Source organism: Kribbella sp. NBC_00709 (assembly GCF_036226565.1).
Lineage (GTDB): Bacteria > Actinomycetota > Actinomycetes > Propionibacteriales > Kribbellaceae > Kribbella.
Window position 1 is genome coordinate 4,165,113 of record NZ_CP108996.1, and the last position, 19,896, is coordinate 4,185,008.

Sequence of the window (19,896 nt, forward strand, 5' to 3'; positions counted from 1 at the left end):
ATCGTCCTATGTCCTCACCTGCGGCCGATCGGCCGACGCTGCGTATGGTGGCGAAGGAGGCAGGTGTCTCGGTCGCGACCGTGTCCTACGTGCTCTCCGGACGGCATCGCAGCCACACGATCAAGGACACGACCGCGGACCGGGTCCGCGCGGCGGCGACGCGGCTCGGGTACCGCCGCAACGACGCCGCTCGCGCGATCCGTACCGGGAAGTCGGACCTGGTCCTGCTCTCGCTGAACGTCCTCGCGGACCCGTGGTCGCAGGCGGTCGCGGCCACGGTCAGTACGGCGGTGACCCCGCTGGGCAAGACCGCGCTGATCGTGGCCGACGGCGACTGGCGCACCGTGCTGGCGAACCGGACACCGGACGTGATCTTCATCGACAGCATCAAGCCGGACCCTGCCCAGATCGCCGAGCTGGAAGCGTTCGCGGCCCAAGGCGTGCAGATCGTCGCGTTCAGCGAGACGCTCGAACCGGCCGGCTTCGACGTGATCCGGTCGGGTGCCGAGCCGCGGTGCCACCTCGCGGTGGAGCACCTGCTCGAGCACCACGACCGGGTCGGCGCGCTCACCTCGCGGACGACCCAGTTCGCCCGCTTCGACGCGTACCTGAACACGCTGCGTGCCGCCGGCAAGTCGATCCGGGAGGAAGACATCGAGGTCTTCGAGCAGCATCCCGAAGGTGCGTACCGGGCCGCGATGGCGCTGCTCTCCAAGCCGGAACGGCCGACCGCGATCTACTGCACGACGGACTTCGCCGCGATCGCCGCCGTCCGAGCCGCACATCGGCTGCGGATCGACGTACCGCGGGAGCTGGCGATCGTCGGCGTCGGCAACACACCCGAGGGCGAGCACCTCGACCCGTCGCTGTCGACGGTCGGACCGGTCAACTTCAACGAGGCGCTGGCGCAGATCATCGTGAGCAGGCTGACCGATCGAGAGGGCGCTCCAGGTGAGGTGTTCGACTTCCCATGGCAGCTGATCGTCCGCGAGTCGTCTCAGGTATGAGGCCGAACGTCGTACTGATCTGCGTCGACGAGTGGCGGGGTGACGCGTTGTCGTGCGCCGGTCATCCGTACGTCGAGACGCCGCATCTGGATGAGCTGGCGCGGTCCGGGGTGCGGTTCAGCCGGGGCTATTCCGCGACGCCGACCTGTGTGCCGGCCCGGGTGGCCTTGTTCACCGGGCAGTCGCAGGAGCGGCACGGGCGGGTCGGGTACACCGACGGCGTACCGTTCGAGGCCGCGCATCCGGTGACGATCCAGGGCGAGTTCCGGCGGGCCGGGTATCACACGCAGGCGATCGGGAAGATGCACGTGTGGCCGGAGCGGGCGCGGCTCGGGTTCGACGACGTCGTACTGCACGACGGGTTCCTGCACCATTCTCGGCGGGCGTACCGGCAGCAGTTCGGGTTCTTCGACGACTACGTGCCGTGGCTACGCCGGCAGCCTGGGGTGTCGCCGGACGCGGAGTACTTCGACCACGGCGTGAACTGCAACTCGGTGGTCGCGCGGCCGTGGGACAAGGCGGAGTCGTTGCATCCGACGCATTGGATCGGCACGCAGACGATCGATTGGCTGTACCGGCGCGATCCGACCAAGCCGTTCTTCCTGTACTTGTCGTTCCATCGCCCGCATCCGCCGTACGACCCGCCGGCCTGGGCGTTCGACCGGTACGACGCGTTGCCGCCGTACGAGCGTGCGCTGGGTGACTGGGAGAGCGACTGGGACGAGTTCCGCCGGGACGGGGACTACCAGGCGTCGATCGGGGATCTGCCGGACCGGGTCGTGCACCGCGCGCGAGCCGGGTACTACGGGCTGATGGCGCAGATCGATCTGCAGATCAACCGGATCCGGGAGGCGCTGGTCGACTTCGGGGTGTCCGACGACACGATCATCGCGTTCACCTCCGACCATGGCGAGATGATGGGCGACCACCGGATGTTCCGGAAGTCGGTGCCGTACGAGGGATCCGCGCGGGTCCCGTTCATCGTCGCGGACCGGGCGTCGGCGGCGGATGCGACGCGTGGCGGCGTGGTGGACCAGGTCGTCGAGCTGCGGGACGTGATGCCGACGCTGCTGGATCTGGCCGGCGTACCGATCCCGCCGTCGGTGGACGGCTGCTCGCTGGCCCCGTTCCTGCGCGGATCGTCCGTGCCGGTGCGGGAGTGGTTGCACGGTGAGCATCTGCACTTCGGGCAGTCGATCCAATGGGTGACGGACGGCAGGACGAAGTACGTGTGGGGCTCGGCGCGCGGCGTGGAGCAGCTGTTCGACCTGGAGGAGGATCCGGGGGAGCTGCGTAATCTGGTTGCCTCTCACCCCGACCTGCTGGAATTGTGGCGGGAGCGGTTGATCCAGGACCTCACCGGGCGTGAGGAAGGCTTTGTTGCCGACGGCAAGCTAGTTACCGGGCGTTCGGTCACCGCGATCCTCAGCCACACAAGGGAGCGAGTTGCTACCGCCACCACCTGACGGCTGGACCGCGATCGACATCGGCGAGTCCGACACAACGGTCTACCGCCGAGGCGATGTCATCGCGAAGTGCTGCGCCCCGACCGGTGTGGCAGAGCTCGCCGCAGAGCGCGATCGCGTGGAGTGGCTCGCAAGCACCGGCGTCCCCGGCGCAATAGTTGTGGACTGGCTCGAGTCATCGGATGGTGCCTGCCTTGTGACCTCGGTCGTACCAGGAGTGCCCGGCGACCTGCTCCCGCCGGCCGCGCGCGACCGTGCGATGCGGAGCCTGGGCGCGGTACTGCGGGAGCTGCATACGTTGACCGATTGCCCGTTCGAGCGACCGCTGGCGTCGGTGATCGGGACCGCGACCGACGTCGTACGGCGGGACGCGGTGAACCCGGACTTCCTCACCGACGAGTGGCGGCTGCTGCGGCCGTCGGAGCTACTCGACCAAGTAGTTGCTGAGAGCTCCTATATCGAGAGTGTCCTCGAACCGGTCGTCTGCCATGGCGACGCCTGCCTGCCCAACGTGCTCTTCGACCCGCAGACCGTGGAAGTCACCGGCCTGATCGACCTGGGCCGCCTGGGCCTCGCCGACCGGTACTCCGACCTGGCCCTCGTCACTATCCAGCTCCACGACGAATGGTCCGCCGACCCAGCCCCCTTCCTGGCCGCTTACGGTCTCCCCACCCCGGACCCCCGCCGCCTCCACTTCTTCCGCCTCCTCGACCCACTCACCTGGGGCTGATCCCATGGGCATCCCGATCGAGATCGTTGCGCTCGTCGTCTCCCGCCACCACGCCTTCGAGGGCCGCCCGCAGGACGGCCCGCGCCCCGATCCCGAGCCGGTCGCCCGGACCGAGATCGAGATCCGCGCCGAACTGGGCATCGTCGGCGACCGCTACTACGCCCAGAAGATCCACAAGAACGCCGCCGTCACACTGATCGACGCCGCGTCCCTGGACGAGGTGGTTCGCGTCCTTGACCTTCCCCAACCCCTCGACCCCCACCTGGCCCGCCGCAACATCGCACTCCGCGGCTACCCGATCGACGAGTTGGCGGCGCACCGGACGGCGGACGGATCCCGTGTTGGTGGACGTCGCTTCGCGGTGGACTCGGGATCCGGGCCGGTCGCATTCCAGGCGAATCGGCCGGCCAACCCGTGCGCCTGGATGGACGCGGTCCTCGCGCCTGGTGCGATGAAGGCGCTCCGCGGGCACGGCGGGATCCGGGCGACGCCGCTCACGTCCGGCGTACTGCGGCTCGGGCCGGCCGAGCTCACCTTGCTCGACTGAGTTTCGGACGGCTTTCGGACGACCGGCGTACCGTCGGATGGTGAAGCTGGTGGGGGCGATCGTCGTGCTGGCGGTGTTGGCCGGCTGCACCGACACGACGTCGACCCCAACTGACCCGACGTCGGCCCCGACCAGTCCGACGCGGACGCTCAGGCCGTCCACACCCGCGCCGACCCTCGTGCCGCGACCAACCCCTGCCGGCCCGGTGACCATGTCGATCCCGGCGATCGGCGTCCGTGGGTTGCGGGTGATCGCCTATCGGGGCACGGCGGACGACCGGCCGGGGACCAAGATCCAGGACCGAGGGGTGGCCGCGAGTCCGCGCGGGAAGGCCGGCGGCGTCGGTCCGGGGGAGATCGGGAACTTCATCATCACCGGGCACCGCGTCAGTCACGGACGCCCGCTGGAACGCGTGCCCGAACTGCAGAACGGGGACCACATCCTCATCACGGCCGGCGGGACCGTGTACGACTATGTAGTGAGCCGGACGATGACGATCTCGTTCCGGAAGCCGGCCGAGAAGGCGCAGCAGAACGCCGCCGTACCGGGCAGCCCCGGAGCGAAGCCGACGCGAGCGATGATCACCATCTCCACCTGCGCCACCATCGAGGACCACGCCGCCGGCAACTTCTGGCACGACGACCTCGGCAACCCCGAACACCGCATCAACAAGATCGGCGCACTCGTTGCTAGTCATCCGGCCTGATCCGATGGGTACCGGTGGGGTCGACATGGAATCGGACGCCGTGGGGTGTGGTCCATTCCAGTGTCAGGTGGTCGATGCGGCGCACCGCCCAGCCTGGGGCGTGGGTCTTCACCCGGTGGGCGAAGCGGCCCAACGGTGCGAGGTTGGAGGTGGCGGTTTGGCCTGGCGGCCCGAGGGGGTCGTAGGGCCGGAGGTGGTCGAGATCCATAGCGCGGCGAGTTTCCTGGGTGCCGTACGGGAACAACTCGACGGGATGGGTGAGTTTGACGCGTTCGCGGATCCGGTCGGGGATCTCGTAGGCGTCCACACTCACGGCGTCGTTGAGGTCGATGATCGGCTTGACGGTGTAGGGGCCGTGGCCGACAAGTTCTGTGAGTTGGTGGGCGAGCATCGGGCCGAGGCCTTCGGCGCGCAGTACGCCGGTGCCGGTGGCCAGGGTGTGGTCGGTGAGGTGCACATAGATCTCGGTCTGCCCGGGCCGCACCCGCGCACGGCCGCTACCCGCGCCGGTGCTGGGGTTGTCGAGGCTGGGATTGGTGTAGGCGTCGTGTTTGATGCGGGCCAGTTGGGCGCGCAGGGCTCGTTGGGCGGCGGCGTTCAGTGGTTCGCCGTCCTCGTCCGGGCAGGGCTCATCCGAACTGTCCACCGCGTCGTCGAGCAGGTCGTCATCACCCCACCGCGACCCTGAAGGCGTGGCCGGCCCGACGGGCCCAGCGGACGCGGAACGGCCGGCGGAGTCGTTGAGACAGCCCCGGTCGCGAGCCTCGCCGGCTGAAGCCAGGTCTGAGGCGACATCCCCCGAGCAGCCGCTGTCCGGGGCGGGGTTGTGCGAGGCGGGGGTTGCGAGGCCCTGGCTGCGGGCTTGGTCGAGGAGTTCTTGTGTGAAGCGGGGATCGGCGATGATGCCGACTGCTTCGGCGCGCCGGGCCTGGACTCCGCGGGTGTCACCGAAGACCTGCAGGGCGTCGGCGATCGCGTCGAGCGTCGCCTTGTTGCGGATGACGGCGCCGGCTGCGGCTTTGATGTACATGGTTCTGGTGCCGTGCTCGTTGGACTGGCCGACGAACACACCGCGTTCGCAGGCTTTCTCCGCAGCCTCGGCACGGGCGAGGTCGGGACCAGCATGCATCTTCGCGGCCTTGACGATCTTTTCCAGCCGGTACGGCGTGATCGAATCGATCAGCGGTGCGACGCGGCGGTCGACGTAGGCAGCAGCTTCCGCCGACAGCTTGGCGCAGTCGTCGACGATGCGGCGTGCCTTCCATGGGGTCGCGTCACCGGCCAGGAGTCGAGCCCAGGTGAACGGGAAGCGGTGCCGCAGTGCCAGGGCATGGCCGAGGTAGCCGGAAGCGACCTGTGGTGAGATGCCGAGGATGACGCCGAACTCGGCGACGGCGAATTCGAGGATTTCCGGGCAGCCGTCGCCGCCGAGCACGACCGCTCGTTCGCGTCCATCACCCGATCGACGCGCCAGCCGGTGCGCGCGGTCGGGGTGGGCAGTGGGGTGGTAGCGGTCGGCGTATTCGAGGGCGACTTCGAGCAGGCGGGCATCGGCACGGTTGGCCAGGGCGCGGCAGTCGGCGGCCGATTCCAGCAGGTCGGCCGTCGACAGCTCAGGCAAATCGTCTTCGAACATGTGTTCGACAGTACGCGCCGGTCGGTGATCGCCGCAAATCGGGTCAGAGCCGGAAACGCCTTATCCACAAGGGAAAACATCACACCGCTGTAGTAGGGAGACTGTTGTAGGCGGCGTGACTCAACGGGTCGGCTGGAGTTCGCGGATGAGCGTGGTGGGTTTGCCCGCGATCGCCGCCGGGAGCAGCTTGTGCAGGATCGGCAGGCGAAGGATCCGCAGTACGACGTGCCGGGTTGCCAGCTCGACCCGCGAGCTGGGCAGGAACCAGCGCGCCGCCGACCGCCCGACCTTCTGCTTCTCCTCGACCACCGGCCGCCAGACCTGCTCGTACTCGGCCAGTCCTGCCTCGATCGACGACGCACCGACCACCTTCTCCGCCAGCACGAACGCACCCGCGATCCCGAGTGACGCCCCCTGCCCCGCGAGCAGCGACACCGCGCCACACGCGTCACCGACGAGCGCGACCCGTCCGGAGTTCCACCGCGGCATCTGAATCTGCGCAACGGCGTCGTAGTAGATCTCGACCTCGTCCGGGCACAACGCCAGCGCCTCCGGCACGACCCATCCCAGCCCGGCGTACGTCGACTTGATCGCCGCCCGCAAGTCCGTTGGCGCGACGGGTTCTGGCGCGCGGTGCACCGCGAACGACGCCACCCGCCCGTCCCGCAACGCATAGAACCCGAACTGCTGCCCGATCGTGTCCGTCAGGCAGAACCGCCCGCCCACCTCGTCATGGATCCCCGGCGCGTCGAAGCTGTACGCCGCCGTGTGGAACCCGAGGAATCGCAGGTACGACGACTCGGGCCCGAACACCAGCCGTCGTGCGGCGGAATGGATGCCATCGGCACCGATCAGCAGATCCGCGTCCAGTGTCGTCCCGTCGGCCAGCTCGATCTGCACCCCGTCGTCCCGGGGCGTGACGCCGACAAGAGTCGCGCCGTACCGCAGGTCGACCGCTGGCGGGAGGTGTTCGCGCAGGACGCGCTCGAGGTCGGGCCGCATCAAGCTGAGCAGGTCACCCTCGGCGAACTGCAGGATGTCGATCCCGGCGCGGCGCCGGCCGTGCTCGTCGACGAGGACGGCTTCGTCGACGTGGTACGCGACCTCTTCCAAGGCAGGTACTAGTCCCATTGCGCGCATCGCGTCGTACCCCGGGCCGAAGAAGTCGATCATGTAGCCCTGGGCGCGTGGGCCCGGGCTGCGTTCGAGCACGGTGACCTCCTGGCCGAGCGCCGACAGGCGGTTCGCCAGCGCGAGTCCGGCGATTCCGGCGCCACAGATGATGACGTGCACTTCAACTCACCAGCCTTCGCAGAACTGTCGGCAGGGCAGGGGATTCTGGCCCGAGGCCCCGATGCAGGAGGAGGCCGTCGATCGCTGCCGCGAGCACCGCGGCGGTCGCGGCGGGCTCGGGGACCTGATGGATTGCCAGCCAATGGCTCAGTTGGGTGCGGAAATCCGTCACGAGCGTGGCGATCTGCGCCCGCAGCCGGTCGTCGCGGGTTGCGGCCAGGTAGGTCTCGGTGAAGAGCAGCGACATCGGATCGGTCCCGTCGTACTGCTCGACCGAGGCGAGCATCGCGTCGACGGCCGCAGTCGGCGACGGCGCGGCGGTGAAGTCGGTTGCCGCGAGCACCTGGCGCATCGCGGTGATCGCGGCCTCGGCGAGCACGTCCTGGATCGACGAGAAGTGGTAGTGCACGACGCTCGGCGTGACACCGGCCCGATCGGCCAGGATCCGCGTGCTGACGGCGGACCAGCCGCGCTCAGGGATCAGCTCGGCCGCGGCGTCCAGCAATCGCCGGCGGACCTCCTGCCCGTGACTCGCGGTCGGCGTCATCGTCCTCCTCCAGGGCGATCGTTCTGTACGATCGCCCTGATTCTATGGCAAGCGAAGCAGTAGGGGCAAGCAGCGGCCGGGTTACTTGCGGCCGAACTTCCACCACTTCGGCTTGTTCATCTTGATCTCGTCCGGCGTCATCGGCGGCGGGACGGGCGGGCGGGACTCCTCGGTGAGGAAGTCGCCGGACTCGGTGTCGTACGGCGTGACGCCGAGCTTGCGGCTGATCTCCATCACGATCGGGATCGACCGCGGGCCGTCGTTCAGGTAGAACGTGATGTCGCGGACCTCGACGCCCTTGCCGATGGTCATCTCGACGTCGTACTCCGGACTTCGCAGCGCCAGCCAGGACGGCTTGCTCGTGTCGACGTCCGGCACCACTTCCCGGACCGCGGCCACCACGTCGGTCGCCGTACCGACCGACGGCGGCTCGTAGTCCATCGGCATGTCGTCGAGGCGACGTACGCCCCCTGGCCCGCGCACCGCATAAACAGCCCAGCTCATCCACGTCCTCGCTTCGCTCCGGGCGCGGATGAGGCACAAATCGCGCTGTGTTTGATGATGAACTCGCTCCGCTCGTTCATGCCCCCCAGCATGCCAGGCCGTCAGCGCTTGCGGGCTGCCAGGATCGCGAAGGTCAGGTACTCGCCTTGATCTGCCTCGAGCATGTCGAGGGTGCCGTCGGGCTCGCCGCGGTACTCCGAGACTGCGCGGGACCATCTGAGCCAGTCCGACCAGCCGTCCTTCTGGAGTCGCGCCGCGGTGACGTCGACGAGCTCGGTGATCTCCCACTGGAACCGCCACCAGTCCGCGGTGTGCCAGGCGAGCGCCTCCCACCCGACCGTCTTCTTGATGTGCTCCGGGATGTGCCCGAGCTCGCGGAGCTCCTTCGTCAACGCTGGAGTCGCGACACCGAACTGCCCGCCCGGTTTGAGGAAGCTGGTGATGTAGGCGAGGTAGTTGTCCGCGGTCCCGAAGTACTCGTAGGCGTCGATGCAGACGATCGCATCGAAGAACTCCTTGGCGAACGGCAGCGTGTGCGCCTCCGCCTTGAGCGTCACCACACCGTCCTGCGGCGCGATGCAGGCGGCGGCCTCCGTGGGGTCGACCCACAGATCCGCGGCCCACACCTGGACGCCGTACTCCTTCGCCAGGAAGACCGCGGTGGCGCCCTTCCCGGAGCCCAGGTCGAGCACCCGCATCCCCGGTCGCAGGTCGAGGTCGCGGGCCAGATCCTCCAGCAACCACAGGGGATTCGGGCCCATGTCGCGAGCGAGCAACCACTCGGCGTCGTACCCTCCGGCCCGCGGATAGTCCTCGTGCTTCAGCTCCACCATCCGCACAGGGTAGCGGCGTCAAAACGGGATGTGCCCGGGATTTTCGTCCGGCACAGTAGGCGGATGGTTGATCTTGATCCGTTGATTCTCACTTTCTACCGGGACCGGTACGTCGAGGACGATCGGCTGATCCGGTCCGGGCACGGCCGGCTGGAGTTCCTGCGGACCCAGGAACTCCTGCGGCGCTGGCTGCCGCCCGCGTCCGCCGTACTCGACGTCGGCGGCGCGACCGGCATCCATGCGCGCTGGCTGGCCGCGGACGGCCATCAGGTCACGCTCGTCGATCCGGTCGGCGAACATGTAGACCAGGCGGCCTCCGTGGGGACGTTCCACGCCGAGGTCGGCGACGCTCGCCAACTGCAGCAGGCCGATGCGAGTGTGGACGTCACGCTCCTGCTCGGCCCGCTCTATCACCTGGTCGAGGCGGCCGATCGCGCCCAGGCGTTGTCCGAGGCGCGCCGCGTGACGCGACCGGGCGGCCTGGTGATCGCGGCCGGCATCAGCCGGTACGCCGGTCTCCTCGAGGCCGGGAGCAATGGTTTCCTCACGCCGGAGAACCTGCCCGTGTTCACCGAGGCCTTCGCCTCGGGCTGCACCGACGGCAAGGCCGGGTTCACCGTCGCGTACTTCCACCACGCCGAAGAGCTGGCTACCGAGCTCACCACCGCCGGCCTCACCGACGTCGAGGTCCTGGCCGTCGAAGGACCCGCCACGAACGTCCTCCAGAACACCCCGCCCGACGCCGCGGAGGCCCTCCTCCCGTCCGCCGTCCTCCTCGCCCGCCAGGTCGAGTCCGACCCGAACCTCAGGGCGGCCAGCCCGCACTTCCTGGCCCGTGGCCGCCGCTGATCGTCGCTGCCCTTTCGGGCAAGAGGGTGCCGGCTGTCCAGGGCGTGTCGGTCGCGAAACGATGTCAATAGCTGCAACTTGGTTTTCGGCCAGGTGGTCCAGGCCGCAACATCAGCCGGTGGCCGGCACTGGGGGTGTTCCGGCTGCTTTGGTGAATGGGTGGGACCGGCGTGGGGCCGGTACTGGGGAGAAGCGGGGAAGTCATGGCCGACAAGCCGGCGCCCAAGCCTGGTCATTTCCTGCCTGGCGGCGAGGGTGAGCAGGGGACGACGGACGCTCAGCGACCAAGCGTGCCTCCGGTCACGCCGATCACGCCGCCCGGCGGTTCCGCACCGCTGGCCGCACCCACACCGCGACTGAGCGGCGAGGCGCCGCCGACCCCGCCCCAACTGCAAGGGAGCCGGATCGACTCCCGCCGTACGACGCTGTCCGGCAGCCGGCTCGGACCGCCGCCGGCCGGTGACCGCGCGGCCGCGGCGTACCGGGAGGTGTTCCACCCGGAGCCGATCCCGTTCGACCCGACGAAACGGCGGTCGAAGGGCCTGATCGCGCTGATCGTGGTCTGCGCGCTGCTCGTCGTCGCCGGCATCGCGACGTTCGCCGTCAAGGTGTTCTCGTCCGACCGCTTCAGCGTGAACCCGATGGTGACGCCGTCCGTGAAGCCGACCGGCGAGCCGTCGGTCACCGAACCGGTCGGGAAGGGTACGCCGGACGCGGACATCGTCGGCAAGAACGCGATCTATGCGGCCGGGGCGATGCCGGTGGTGAAGTGCCAGGAGCCCGCGTTCCGGCCGACGTCGATGGAGAACGTGCGCTCGTACTACCAGGCGCTGACGGCTTGTATGGACAAGGCCTGGAAGCCGATCGTGACCAAGGCCGGCTTCGAGTTCCGGTCGCCGCGGCTGATCATCTACGCGGAGGGCGACGAGACCGCGTGCGGCGTACAGAAGGACCTCGCGCTGTACTGCCAGGACGAGGACGGCGGCAGCGCGACGATGCCCTGGCAGGAGCTCGTCGAGCAGTACCCGACGCACAAGGCCGAGATCCGCGCGGAGATGGCGCAGTCGTTCGCGTTCGTGTACGGCGTCCACGTGCAGAACCTGACCGGGATGGCCGACGCGTCCGACAACCTCGCCGACACGGCCGCGAGCAAGGCCGGGCAGTTCGAGCAGCAGCGGCGGGCCGCCCTGCAGGCGTACTGCTTCGGCGCCGTGTTCTTCGGTGCGGCCAAGAACAGCTTCCCGCTCCGCGGCGAACTGCTGCGGCAGTGGAACGGGCTGATCCAGCGCCGCGGCGACGACAAGACCAAGGACAAGACCCCCGACCACGGCTCGAGCAAGAGCCTGACCCTGTGGATGAACCAGGGCTTCGCGACAACCAACCCGGGCAGCTGCAACACTTTCGTCGCAGCATCCGCGAAGGTCAGCTGAGCGAGATGGGAATGGCCGATGTCTGACTCCGAGGACGGTACGCCGAAGCCGGGACACTTCCTGCCCGGCGGCAGCGACGAGCCGGCCGCCGGCACCCGCCCGCTCACGCTGCGGAGCTCGCAACCAGGCGGTCTCGGGAAGGCGCGCTCGGTCGCCCTCGAGGACGCCCCGGCGCGCCGCAAGGCCCGCCCGATCCCGACCGAACCGGGCACCACGAGCGACTACAGCGGCCCACCGGTCGCCCCGCTCACCGGCGTACCGGCGCCGCCGTTGACCGGCACCCGCCGCATCGGCGGCCAGCGCTCGACCGGCTGGCACAAGAACCCGTCCCGCGGCGTACCGCAGTTCTCGACGGAGCCGCCGCCGGTCAAACCGCCCCGCCACTACTCCCGCCGGGTCGTCGCCGGCCTGTCCGCCCTGGTCCTGGTCATGCTCACCGGCGCCACCGTCGCCGGCTTCAAACTCATCAACTCCTACGACACCAGAGTCGACAACCCCCTCTCCCAGCCATCGGTCAAGAAGTCCCAGGTCCCCCTCCCCGTCCCCCCGGACCCAACGGTGACGGTCACGGCGACCACGGTGCCTGACCTGGAGAGGCTCCGGCAGAACGCGGTGTACAAGGCCGGGTTGGTCGCCTCGGTGAGCTGCAAGGAGCCGGCGATCAAGCCGAACTCCCAGTCGGCGATCCTCCGCTACTACAAGGCGCTCCTGCCCTGTCTGGACAAGGCCTGGGCGCCGGTGATCAAGGCCTCGAAGTACGAGTTCCGCTCGCCGAAGGTCGTACTGCAGACCAGTCAGCCGAACGCGACGACCGACTGCACCGGTGAGGAGGACGTCGCCTACTACTGCGGGGAAGACGAGAGCATCAACATCAGCTGGAAGAACGACCTCAAGTACTACAAGGACGATCCGGTCGCGGCCCGGGTCTGGATGATGGACACGATGGCGCACGAGTACGGCCACCACGTCCAGGAGATGACCGAGATGCTCACCGCGGCGTGGTCGCGCGAAGGCTGGGCGAAGACCAAGACCGAGGAACTCGAGTGGTCCCGCCGCAAAGAGCTGCAGGCGACCTGTTTCGGCGCGGCCTTCCTCGGCGCCAACAAGAAGTCGCTCGGGCTGTCGGGTGACAAGCTCCGGATCTGGCAGTGGGAGGCGCAGCACTCCGGCGACGAGTACAACCCGAAGAAGGTCCGCGACCACGGCTCCCGCAAGAGCAACTGGGCCTGGTCCGATCCCGCCTTCAAATCCGCCAACCCCGCCTCCTGCAACACGTTCGTCGCCTCCGCCGCCAAGGTGAGCTGATGCACCGCGGGGTCGTGGCGGCTCTCCTCGGGCTGGCCGTCGCGGTCTCCGCCGGCTGCGCGCCCTCGCGTGCGCCTGCGGCCGGATCCACAATCTCAGCCGCGGTTCCATCTGTGACGCCGAGTCCCACTCCCAGTCCGACGCCGACGCCGAAACCCAGCCGGGTGCCGACCGCGCCGAAGACCGTGCGGGTGCCGCCGAAGGCACCGGAGGCGACCCCGACGTACCGATCGCTGGAGAAGACCTACCTGGTCCGCAACAAGATCTACTCGACGGGTCAGGTTCCGGCGGTGCCCTGCGAGTTGCCACAGATCGCGCTGACGACGCGGAGGGAAGTGCAGCTGTACGCGAGCGCGGTCCTGGGCTGTCTCCAGCGAGCCTGGAAGCCGGTCGTCGAGCGTTCGGACGTCGTGTTCTCCTCCGCAAACGTGTACGCCGTCAATGCCGGCTCGAAGACGCGCTGCGGGATCCTCACCAAGGAAGTCGGTGGGTTCTACTGCTCCGCGGGCTCCGGGATCTATCTCGACTGGCGGCAGTTCGTCGAGGAGGACGCGTACGACCGGGTGTGGGCCGGTGTGTACCTCCAGTTCACGATGGCGCACGAGTTCGGGCACCACGTGCAGGAACTGGTCGGGATCTCGTCGTACTTCGAGGACCGCTGGGACCGGACCACCGGCGCGGCGCAACTCGAGCAGATGCGCCGCCACGAACTGCAGGCGTCCTGCTTCGCCTCCGCCTTCATCGGCGCGAATCAGCAAACCCTTCACCTGTACGACGAGGACAGGTTGCAGGACTACGAGGACGCGGCGTACTCCGGTGACGACGACCCACCCGCCGTCAAACCGGAGCACGGCTCACGCAAGAGCAGCACAGCCTGGGCCGAAGCCGCCTTCAAAGCCAAGTCCCCCTCCGCCTGCAACACCTGGTCCGTCCCACCCAGCAAGGTCACCTAACATGCCAAACCGCATCACGCTCGCGGTAGCCGTCACCCTGAGCGTCCTGTTCGCAGGAGCATGTACGCCGCACAACACCTCCGCAGCAGCCGATCCAGCGCCGACTCCGACACCGACTCCGACACTGACGCCGACTCCCACGCCGGTGGCGACTCGACGGGCGGTGCAGACGGTGGTTACGCCGACTTCGCCGGATGATTCGCTTCTCGTCGGGAACGGGCTGTACACGGCCGGCAAGGTGCGCGGGGTGCGGTGCGTGTTGCCGGGCACAGCGCCCAAGGACAACGCAGGGATCGTTCGGTACGCGCGGACGCTGGTGGACTGTTTGAATCGGGCTTGGGCACCGTTGGTTCCGCGCGCGGACGTCGAGTTCACGCCGGCCGCACTCGTCCCTTTCGGAAGTGGTGGTTGTGATCCCGCGGTGGACGCCGACGATCGCGGGGCGTACTACGACACGGGAGAGGATGCCATCTGTCTCGGCTGGCACACGTTCGCGGTCGAGGAGGCCGGCTGGCGAACAATCCGGCTCTTGCACACGCTCGCGCACGAGTACGGTCATCACCTGCAGACGCTGACCGGCATCATGACGATGTACGACACAGGTCAGCTGCCGTTCAAGTCTGATGAGCTGGAGCGCAACCGCAGGATGGAACTCCAGGCGAGCTGCTTCGCCGCAGCCTTCCTCGGCGCCGAACGGAAACCCCTCGGCCTGACCGGCGACCGCCTCGACACGTTCTACTACTTCGTCACCCATGCCGGCGACGAGAACGCCCCCGAACATGTGCCCGACCACGGCAGCCGCAAGAACCACGGCTACTGGAGCGAGCTGGGCTTCCGCTCCGCCAACCCCGTCTCCTGCAACACATTCACAGCACCGCCCAAGCGGGTCAGCTGAGTTTGAGTTTGAAGCCCTCGTGGGAGTTGGTGAAGCCCAGGGTGGTGTAGAAGCGGTGGGCGTTGGTGCGGGATTTGTCCGAGGTGAGTTGGACCATGGTGCAGCCCCGGGTGCGGGATTCTTCGATGGCCCACTGGATCAGGGTGGTGCCGAGGCCGGCGCCGCGGGCGGGGGCGGCGACCCGGACGGCTTCGATCAGGCCGCGGGTGGAACCGCGCCGGGACAGGCCGGGGATGAACGTCAGCTGCAGCGTGCCGATCACCTCATCGTTGCGCTCAGCAACTACCAGCAGCTGGTTGGGATCGGCGTCGATCTGCTCGAACGCGGCCAGGTACGGCGTGAGGTCGTCGGCGGACTCGCGGGTCGCGCCCAGTTGGTCGTCGGCGATCATCGTGACGATCGGGCCGACGTCGGCGGCGGTGGCGCGGCGGATCAGGACTTCGGTCATGGTCGCAGCATCTCAAACTTATGCAAACACTTTTCCTAGTGGGACCCGCCGTGCCAAGCTGTTTGCCCTGCGCAACCAAGGGTACGAGTCATACTGGACACCACTGCATCCGCCCGTGCCGGGGTCGTGTGCAGTCCTGCGCGGCAGCGGATGCGGGCCCAGTCCGGAAGGAACATCCGATGTCAGCGTTTAGCGATCGACTTCACCCAACCGTTCGAAGATGCCTTCAGCAAGCTTCTGTCGTTCATCCCGAACCTGCTCGGTGGCCTGGTCATCCTGGTGATCGGGTACTTCGTCGCGAAAGTGCTCGGGAACCTCGTCGGCAAGCTCCTCGGCCGGGTCGGGTTCGACCATTGGATGGAGCGCGCCGGCGTCTCCGGTGTGCTGCAACGGTCGGGCACGGGGCTGACCGCTTCGGTGATGCTGGGCAAGGTCGTGTTCTGGTTCGTGTTCCTGATCAGCTTCACGATGTTCGCCTCCGCACTCGGCGTGCCGGAGATCTCGAACTTCATGAGCACCATGCTCGGCTACATCCCGCGGATCTTCGCCGCGATCGTGATCGTCTGCCTGGCGGCGCTGTTCGCGAACTTCCTGGCCGCGATCATCCGTGGTGCCACCGGCAACGAAACCCTGGCCAAGGTGGGTAAGTACGCGATCCTCGTGTACGCCGCGTTCGCCGCCCTGACCCAGCTCGGTATCGCGGTCCAGCTGACCGGGAACACGCTGCTGATCGTCCTCGCCGGCGCCGCGCTCGCCCTCGGTCTCGCTTTCGGCCTCGGGGGCCGCGAGATGGCCGGCCGGGCGCTCGCCAGCCTGTTCGACCGCGACAAGATGATGAAGCCCACCACCGACCAGAACGGCACGACGGCGTACCCGCCCCAGGGCGCCTACGACAACGGCTACCAGCAGCCCACCCAGCAGCCGGCCCAGCCCGAGCAGCATACGGCTGCCCACAGCGCCGGTACCTGGTCCAACGGCACCCAGCCCAACGCCAACTGGCAACAGGGTCAGTAGACGGGCTGGTTGTTCAGCGGTTCTCCTCGAGCGGGCGGCAATCCAACCGGGTTGCCGCCCGTCCTCTGTCTACAGCAGGCGAGTACACAGAGGGTGGGTGTCAGCTCTCGGTGCCAGGGCCTGCCTCGCGGACGTCTTCTACCTTGCGCATGGCTTCGCGGAGGTCGGAGAGCCAGGTTTCGCTGTGCTGGGCGACCAGCTTGACGCACCAGCCCAGGGCGTCGCTGCGTGAGCGTGCCACGCCGGCGTCGACGAGGGTGTCGAGGACCTGGCGCTCGGGCTGGCGGAGCCGGGTCATCACCGGCGCGGACAGTGAGGTGAACACCGTCCTGGTCTCGCCGCAGCGGACGCCCCAGGCGACCTTCCGCCGGGTGGCGTGCTCGAGCTCGCGGGCGATCTCGATCCGGTGGTCACGGGTGTCTTCGCGGAACTGCTTGACCCGGCCCGCTTCGGCGGCGGAGCGCTCGGAGTCGCTCACATCCTTGCTCTGCTCGGGTGCGGGGATCCGGCCGACGATCAGGATCTCGTCCCGGTCGATCGACAGCTCGGTCTCACCCTCGAACCAGTCGCCCGGCAACCGCCCGGTCAGCCAGCCCCGCACCTTCTCCTGCTCGGTCTGTGTACTCATGTAATCATGATTACACTTCAGCAGGACGAGCTCAAGCAATCAGTGGTACTGCACGGTGTACGCCGCGTGCGCGTCGCCCTGTGACAGGCCGACGTTCGACACGCCGATCACCAGCGTGTGCCGGGTGACGTCGTTCCGGTAGGTGACGTACGTCGTACCGGCCGCGCCCTCGGTGGCGATGCGCGTCCAGTGCGAACCGCCCTTCGCCGCGACCTTGTGCAGCTGCGCGGCCGCGGTCGGCGTTGCGTAGTACGCCGTCCACTTCGTGTCGCCGCGTCCCCAGGCCCGGACCAGGTTGTCCGACCACTGGACCGCGTTCCACGCCTGCGGCTCGCCGCTGAACTTCGCGGTGTACGCCGCGTGCCAGCCGTTGGCCGCGCGCAGACCGACGTTCTGTACGCCGATCGTGAGGTTCCCGCCGCGAGCGTCGTCGTGGTACGTCACGTAGATCGTCCCCGCGGCGCCTTCGGTCGAGACGCGACGCCAATGGATGCCACCGGGCATTACCTGCCCGTAGAGCGTGCGGGTGACGGCTGTCGACGCGTAGCAGTTGGCCGTGGCGGTCGCACCGCTGCCCCAGGCGCGCACCAGGCGGTCGGCGTACGTCGCCGCGGAAATGTTGGTCGCAGACGCGAGCTGACTGCAGCTGGCTGTCGTAGTTGTCGTGCCGGCGTTGGCCGGCGCGGCAGCTCCGGTGAGCACGATCGGTGCCGTCACCGCGAGTGCCGCAGTAGTGCCGAGACCTATGATCCTTCGAATCATCATCGACCTCCCGAGTGGATGTGGTCCTACTGGTGGGACGCCACATCACTCACGAGAGTTTGCATCGCTCTCCAATGAAATGCGGATGCAATGTCAAGCGGCCGGTGGTGGCGCGAATGCGGCGCGTAACCGCTCCTGCGCGCTCGCTCCGGCGGCCGTGTGGTCAAGTCCGAGCAACGCCGCGCCAACCACCGGCGGTACGTCGACCACGCGGGGGACTGCCTTCGGGGCGACCTCGGCCAGGAGTTGCGCGACTCGATCGAGCAGGACGGAGTGTCCCGCGGTGAGAACGCCGCCACCGAGGACGACGGTGACACGCTCGTCGAGCAGTTCGAGGCGCCGCAACGCGCTGACCGCCATCGCGACGATCTCCTCGGCCTGTTGCTGAATGATGCCCAAGGCAACAGTGTCGCCGGCGGCCGCGACCTGGAACAGCACCGGCCCGGCCTCCAGCTGGCGCTCGGCCGGGAACTCGCCGAAGTGGAACGCCTCGATCACCGCGGCCAGCGACGGCAGGCCGTAGTGCATCGGCAGTGCGGTCAGCAATGCGGTCGCCGGCCCGCGGCCGTCCTCTGCCCGCGACGCCGACCAGAACGCCTCCTCGGCCAGCTGTGCACCGCCGCCCCAGTCACCGGTCACCTTCCCGAGTGCCGTGAACCGCGCAGTGCGTCCGTCCGGCAACATCCCGGAACAGTTGATCCCTGCCCCACACACCACTGCCACGCCACGAGGCTCGTCCACCCCGGACCGCAGCAGAGCGAACGTGTCGTTGGTGACATACACCGACTCCGCCCAACCGCAGTCCTCGAAGACACTGGTCAGCTGCTCCACCTCGATCGGCAGGTCGGCGTTCGCCAGGCACGCCGAGATCTGCTGCACCAGGGGTACGTCGCCCAGTCGCAGCCCGGCATCAGCCGCCGCAGCACGTACCAGAGGCTCCAGTCCGGCCACTGCGGCGACCGGCCCGATCTTCTGCGGTTCGAACCCACCACCACGCGCCGTACCGAGCACTGTCCCGTCTGCGGCGACCAGTGCGACATCTGTCTTGCTGTTGCCGGCGTCGAAGGCGAGGACTCCGCCGGGGACTAGCGCGCCCACGGGAGGTACGCCTTGTTGTGCGCGAGCAGTTTGTCGGTCAGCGCCTGCGCGATGGCGATCTGCCCGACCAAAGGATGCGCCAGCAGCGCCTTGAACACCCGCTCCGATCCGCCCTTCACTGCGGCCTCCAGCGCCAGGTCCTCGTACGCCGTCACGTGTGCGACCAGTCCGGCGTACAAGGGTTCCAGTGGGGCGACCGGCTCCGGCGTCGTACCCTCGGCGCCGACAGTGGCCGGCACCTCGATGACAGCATCGTCAGCGAGGAACGGGAACGTGCCGTTGTTCAGGGTGTTCACCACCTGTACGTCACCGGTGTTGTTCAGCAGTGACGACGCCAGTGCGACAGCTGCTTCGGAGTAGTACGCGCCGCCGCGCTTCTCGAGCAGTGCGGGCTTCTCGTCGAGCTTCGGATCGGCGTACATGTCCAGCAGTTCCTTCTCGAGTGCAGCGACCTCAGCGGCCCGAGACGGCTTGGTGAGCAGTTCCTTCACCACTGCGTCGTGCGCGTAGTAGTAGCGCAGGTAGTACGACGGTACGACGCCCAGCTCGCGCACCACGTCCGCCGGCAGGATCAGGTCCTCGGACAGCTCGTCGAGGTGCTCGGCGAGCAGCTTGGGCAGCATGTCCTCGCCGTTGACGCGGACCGCGCGCTCCCAGGTCAGGTGGTTCAACCCCACGTGGTCCAGCGACACCTCCTCCGGTGTGACCCCGAGCATGGCTGCGAACCGGCGCTGGAACCCGATCGCCACATTGCACAGCCCGACCGCCTTGTGGCCGTGCGACAGCAGCGCACGCGTCACGATGCCCACCGGGTTGGTGAAGTCGATGATCCACGCGTCCGGATTGGTACGCCGTACCCGCTCCGCAATGTCCAGCACTACCGGCACGGTCCGCAGGGCTTTCGCGAGGCCACCGGCACCAGTCGTCTCCTGGCCGACACAACCGCACTCCAGTGGCCAGGTCTCGTCCTCGTTGCGCGCGGCCTGCCCACCGACGCGGAGCTGGAGCAGTACGGCGTCCGCACCCTCGATGCCCGCGTCCAGGTCGGACGTGGTGATCACGCGGCCCGGATGCCCTTGTTTTGCGAAGATCCGGCGGGCCAGACCGCCGACCAGCTCAAGCCGGTCCGCCGCCGGATCGACGAGCACCAGCTCCGACACTGGCAACGTGTCCCGCAACCGGGCAAAGCCGTCGACGAGCTCGGGCGTGTAGGTGGACCCGCCACCAACGACTGTGAGTTTCATG

21 protein-coding genes are annotated in these 19,896 nt (G+C 68.3%); 11 read left to right on the top strand and 10 right to left on the bottom strand.

The window, feature by feature from the left end; genetic code table 11:
- Positions 1–8: 8 nt before the first annotated feature.
- The 5 genes from OHA18_RS20500 to OHA18_RS20520 are packed head-to-tail and all read left to right on the top strand — an operon-like array spanning position 9 to position 4,456.
- On the top strand, positions 9–1,007 hold the full coding sequence (locus OHA18_RS20500) for a LacI family DNA-binding transcriptional regulator (RefSeq protein ID WP_329005766.1): 999 nt from the start codon (positions 9–11) through the stop codon (positions 1,005–1,007).
- Positions 971–2,473, top strand: coding sequence for an arylsulfatase (locus tag OHA18_RS20505; protein WP_329005767.1), 1,503 nt, complete (start codon positions 971–973; stop codon positions 2,471–2,473). The genes OHA18_RS20500 and OHA18_RS20505 overlap by 37 nt, the downstream gene beginning before the upstream one ends.
- Entirely contained in the window at positions 2,454–3,203 is a 750-nt protein-coding gene (locus OHA18_RS20510) for an aminoglycoside 3'-phosphotransferase (protein ID WP_329005768.1), read from the top strand. The genes OHA18_RS20505 and OHA18_RS20510 overlap by 20 nt, the downstream gene beginning before the upstream one ends.
- A gap of 4 nt (positions 3,204–3,207) precedes the next feature.
- Positions 3,208–3,750 carry an MOSC domain-containing protein gene (locus tag OHA18_RS20515; RefSeq protein WP_329005769.1) on the top strand — a complete coding sequence of 181 codons (543 nt, stop codon included), beginning with the start codon at positions 3,208–3,210 and terminating at the stop codon, positions 3,748–3,750.
- A 40-nt stretch (positions 3,751–3,790) separates the two neighbouring features.
- Positions 3,791–4,456: a class E sortase gene (locus OHA18_RS20520; RefSeq protein ID WP_329005770.1), complete on the top strand. Its 666-nt coding sequence runs from the start codon at positions 3,791–3,793 to the stop codon at positions 4,454–4,456.
- Here OHA18_RS20520 and OHA18_RS20525 read toward each other — a convergent pair.
- The 5 genes from OHA18_RS20525 to OHA18_RS20545 form a co-directional block, all read right to left on the bottom strand.
- Entirely contained in the window at positions 4,440–6,092 is a 1,653-nt protein-coding gene (locus OHA18_RS20525; RefSeq protein ID WP_329005771.1) for a hypothetical protein, read from the bottom strand. The two genes, OHA18_RS20520 and OHA18_RS20525, sit on opposite strands and share 17 nt — an antisense overlap.
- A 120-nt stretch (positions 6,093–6,212) precedes the next feature.
- Positions 6,213–7,385: an FAD-dependent oxidoreductase gene (locus OHA18_RS20530; RefSeq protein ID WP_329005772.1), complete on the bottom strand. Its 1,173-nt coding sequence runs from the start codon at positions 7,383–7,385 to the stop codon at positions 6,213–6,215.
- A gap of 1 nt (position 7,386) precedes the next feature.
- Complete coding sequence (locus OHA18_RS20535) at positions 7,387–7,932, bottom strand: TetR/AcrR family transcriptional regulator (protein WP_329005773.1); 546 nt, start codon at positions 7,930–7,932, stop codon at positions 7,387–7,389.
- Positions 7,933–8,013: 81 nt separating this feature from the next.
- Positions 8,014–8,436: a hypothetical protein gene (locus OHA18_RS20540; protein WP_134105469.1), complete on the bottom strand. Its 423-nt coding sequence runs from the start codon at positions 8,434–8,436 to the stop codon at positions 8,014–8,016.
- Between the two features lie 101 nt (positions 8,437–8,537).
- The gene (locus tag OHA18_RS20545) at positions 8,538–9,269 is read right to left on the bottom strand and encodes an SAM-dependent methyltransferase (RefSeq protein WP_329005774.1); all 732 of its coding nucleotides are present in this window, start codon (positions 9,267–9,269) and stop codon (positions 8,538–8,540) included.
- Between the two features lie 63 nt (positions 9,270–9,332).
- Here OHA18_RS20545 and OHA18_RS20550 point away from each other — a divergent pair, with 63 nt between their 5' ends.
- The 5 genes from OHA18_RS20550 (at position 9,333) to OHA18_RS20570 (ending at position 14,701) form a co-directional block, all read left to right on the top strand.
- Entirely contained in the window at positions 9,333–10,118 is a 786-nt protein-coding gene (locus tag OHA18_RS20550; RefSeq protein WP_329005775.1) for a class I SAM-dependent methyltransferase, read from the top strand.
- Positions 10,119–10,321: 203 nt separating this feature from the next.
- Positions 10,322–11,548 (top strand): neutral zinc metallopeptidase, encoded by a 1,227-nt coding sequence (locus tag OHA18_RS20555; protein WP_329005776.1) that lies wholly within the window; start codon positions 10,322–10,324, stop codon positions 11,546–11,548.
- 18 nt (positions 11,549–11,566) lie between these two features.
- The gene (locus tag OHA18_RS20560; RefSeq protein ID WP_329005777.1) at positions 11,567–12,853 is read left to right on the top strand and encodes a neutral zinc metallopeptidase; all 1,287 of its coding nucleotides are present in this window, start codon (positions 11,567–11,569) and stop codon (positions 12,851–12,853) included.
- Positions 12,853–13,806, top strand: a complete 954-nt coding sequence (locus OHA18_RS20565) for a neutral zinc metallopeptidase (RefSeq protein ID WP_329005778.1) — start codon at positions 12,853–12,855, stop codon at positions 13,804–13,806. Before OHA18_RS20560 ends, OHA18_RS20565 begins: the two co-directional genes overlap by 1 nt.
- A gap of 1 nt (position 13,807) precedes the next feature.
- Positions 13,808–14,701: a neutral zinc metallopeptidase gene (locus OHA18_RS20570; protein ID WP_329005779.1), complete on the top strand. Its 894-nt coding sequence runs from the start codon at positions 13,808–13,810 to the stop codon at positions 14,699–14,701.
- Here OHA18_RS20570 and OHA18_RS20575 read toward each other — a convergent pair.
- Positions 14,694–15,149: a GNAT family N-acetyltransferase gene (locus tag OHA18_RS20575; protein ID WP_329005780.1), complete on the bottom strand. Its 456-nt coding sequence runs from the start codon at positions 15,147–15,149 to the stop codon at positions 14,694–14,696. The genes OHA18_RS20570 and OHA18_RS20575 overlap by 8 nt on opposite strands.
- A gap of 126 nt (positions 15,150–15,275) precedes the next feature.
- Between OHA18_RS20575 and OHA18_RS20580 the strand changes: the two genes are divergently transcribed.
- Positions 15,276–16,163: a mechanosensitive ion channel family protein gene (locus tag OHA18_RS20580; RefSeq protein ID WP_329005781.1), complete on the top strand. Its 888-nt coding sequence runs from the start codon at positions 15,276–15,278 to the stop codon at positions 16,161–16,163.
- A 100-nt stretch (positions 16,164–16,263) separates the two neighbouring features.
- On the opposite strand, the gene OHA18_RS20585 is transcribed toward OHA18_RS20580, so the two are convergent.
- The 4 genes from OHA18_RS20585 to OHA18_RS20600 all read right to left on the bottom strand — a co-directional run bounded on the left by OHA18_RS20585 (position 16,264) and on the right by OHA18_RS20600 (position 19,895).
- Positions 16,264–16,791, bottom strand: a complete 528-nt coding sequence (locus OHA18_RS20585; RefSeq protein WP_329005782.1) for a hypothetical protein — start codon at positions 16,789–16,791, stop codon at positions 16,264–16,266.
- A 39-nt stretch (positions 16,792–16,830) separates the two neighbouring features.
- Positions 16,831–17,553 (bottom strand): hypothetical protein, encoded by a 723-nt coding sequence (locus OHA18_RS20590; protein WP_329005783.1) that lies wholly within the window; start codon positions 17,551–17,553, stop codon positions 16,831–16,833.
- A gap of 93 nt (positions 17,554–17,646) precedes the next feature.
- Entirely contained in the window at positions 17,647–18,651 is a 1,005-nt protein-coding gene (locus OHA18_RS20595; protein WP_329005784.1) for an N-acetylglucosamine kinase, read from the bottom strand.
- Positions 18,639–19,895: a 6-phospho-beta-glucosidase gene (locus OHA18_RS20600; protein ID WP_329005785.1), complete on the bottom strand. Its 1,257-nt coding sequence runs from the start codon at positions 19,893–19,895 to the stop codon at positions 18,639–18,641. Before OHA18_RS20600 ends, OHA18_RS20595 begins: the two co-directional genes overlap by 13 nt.
- Position 19,896 lies beyond the last annotated feature (1 nt).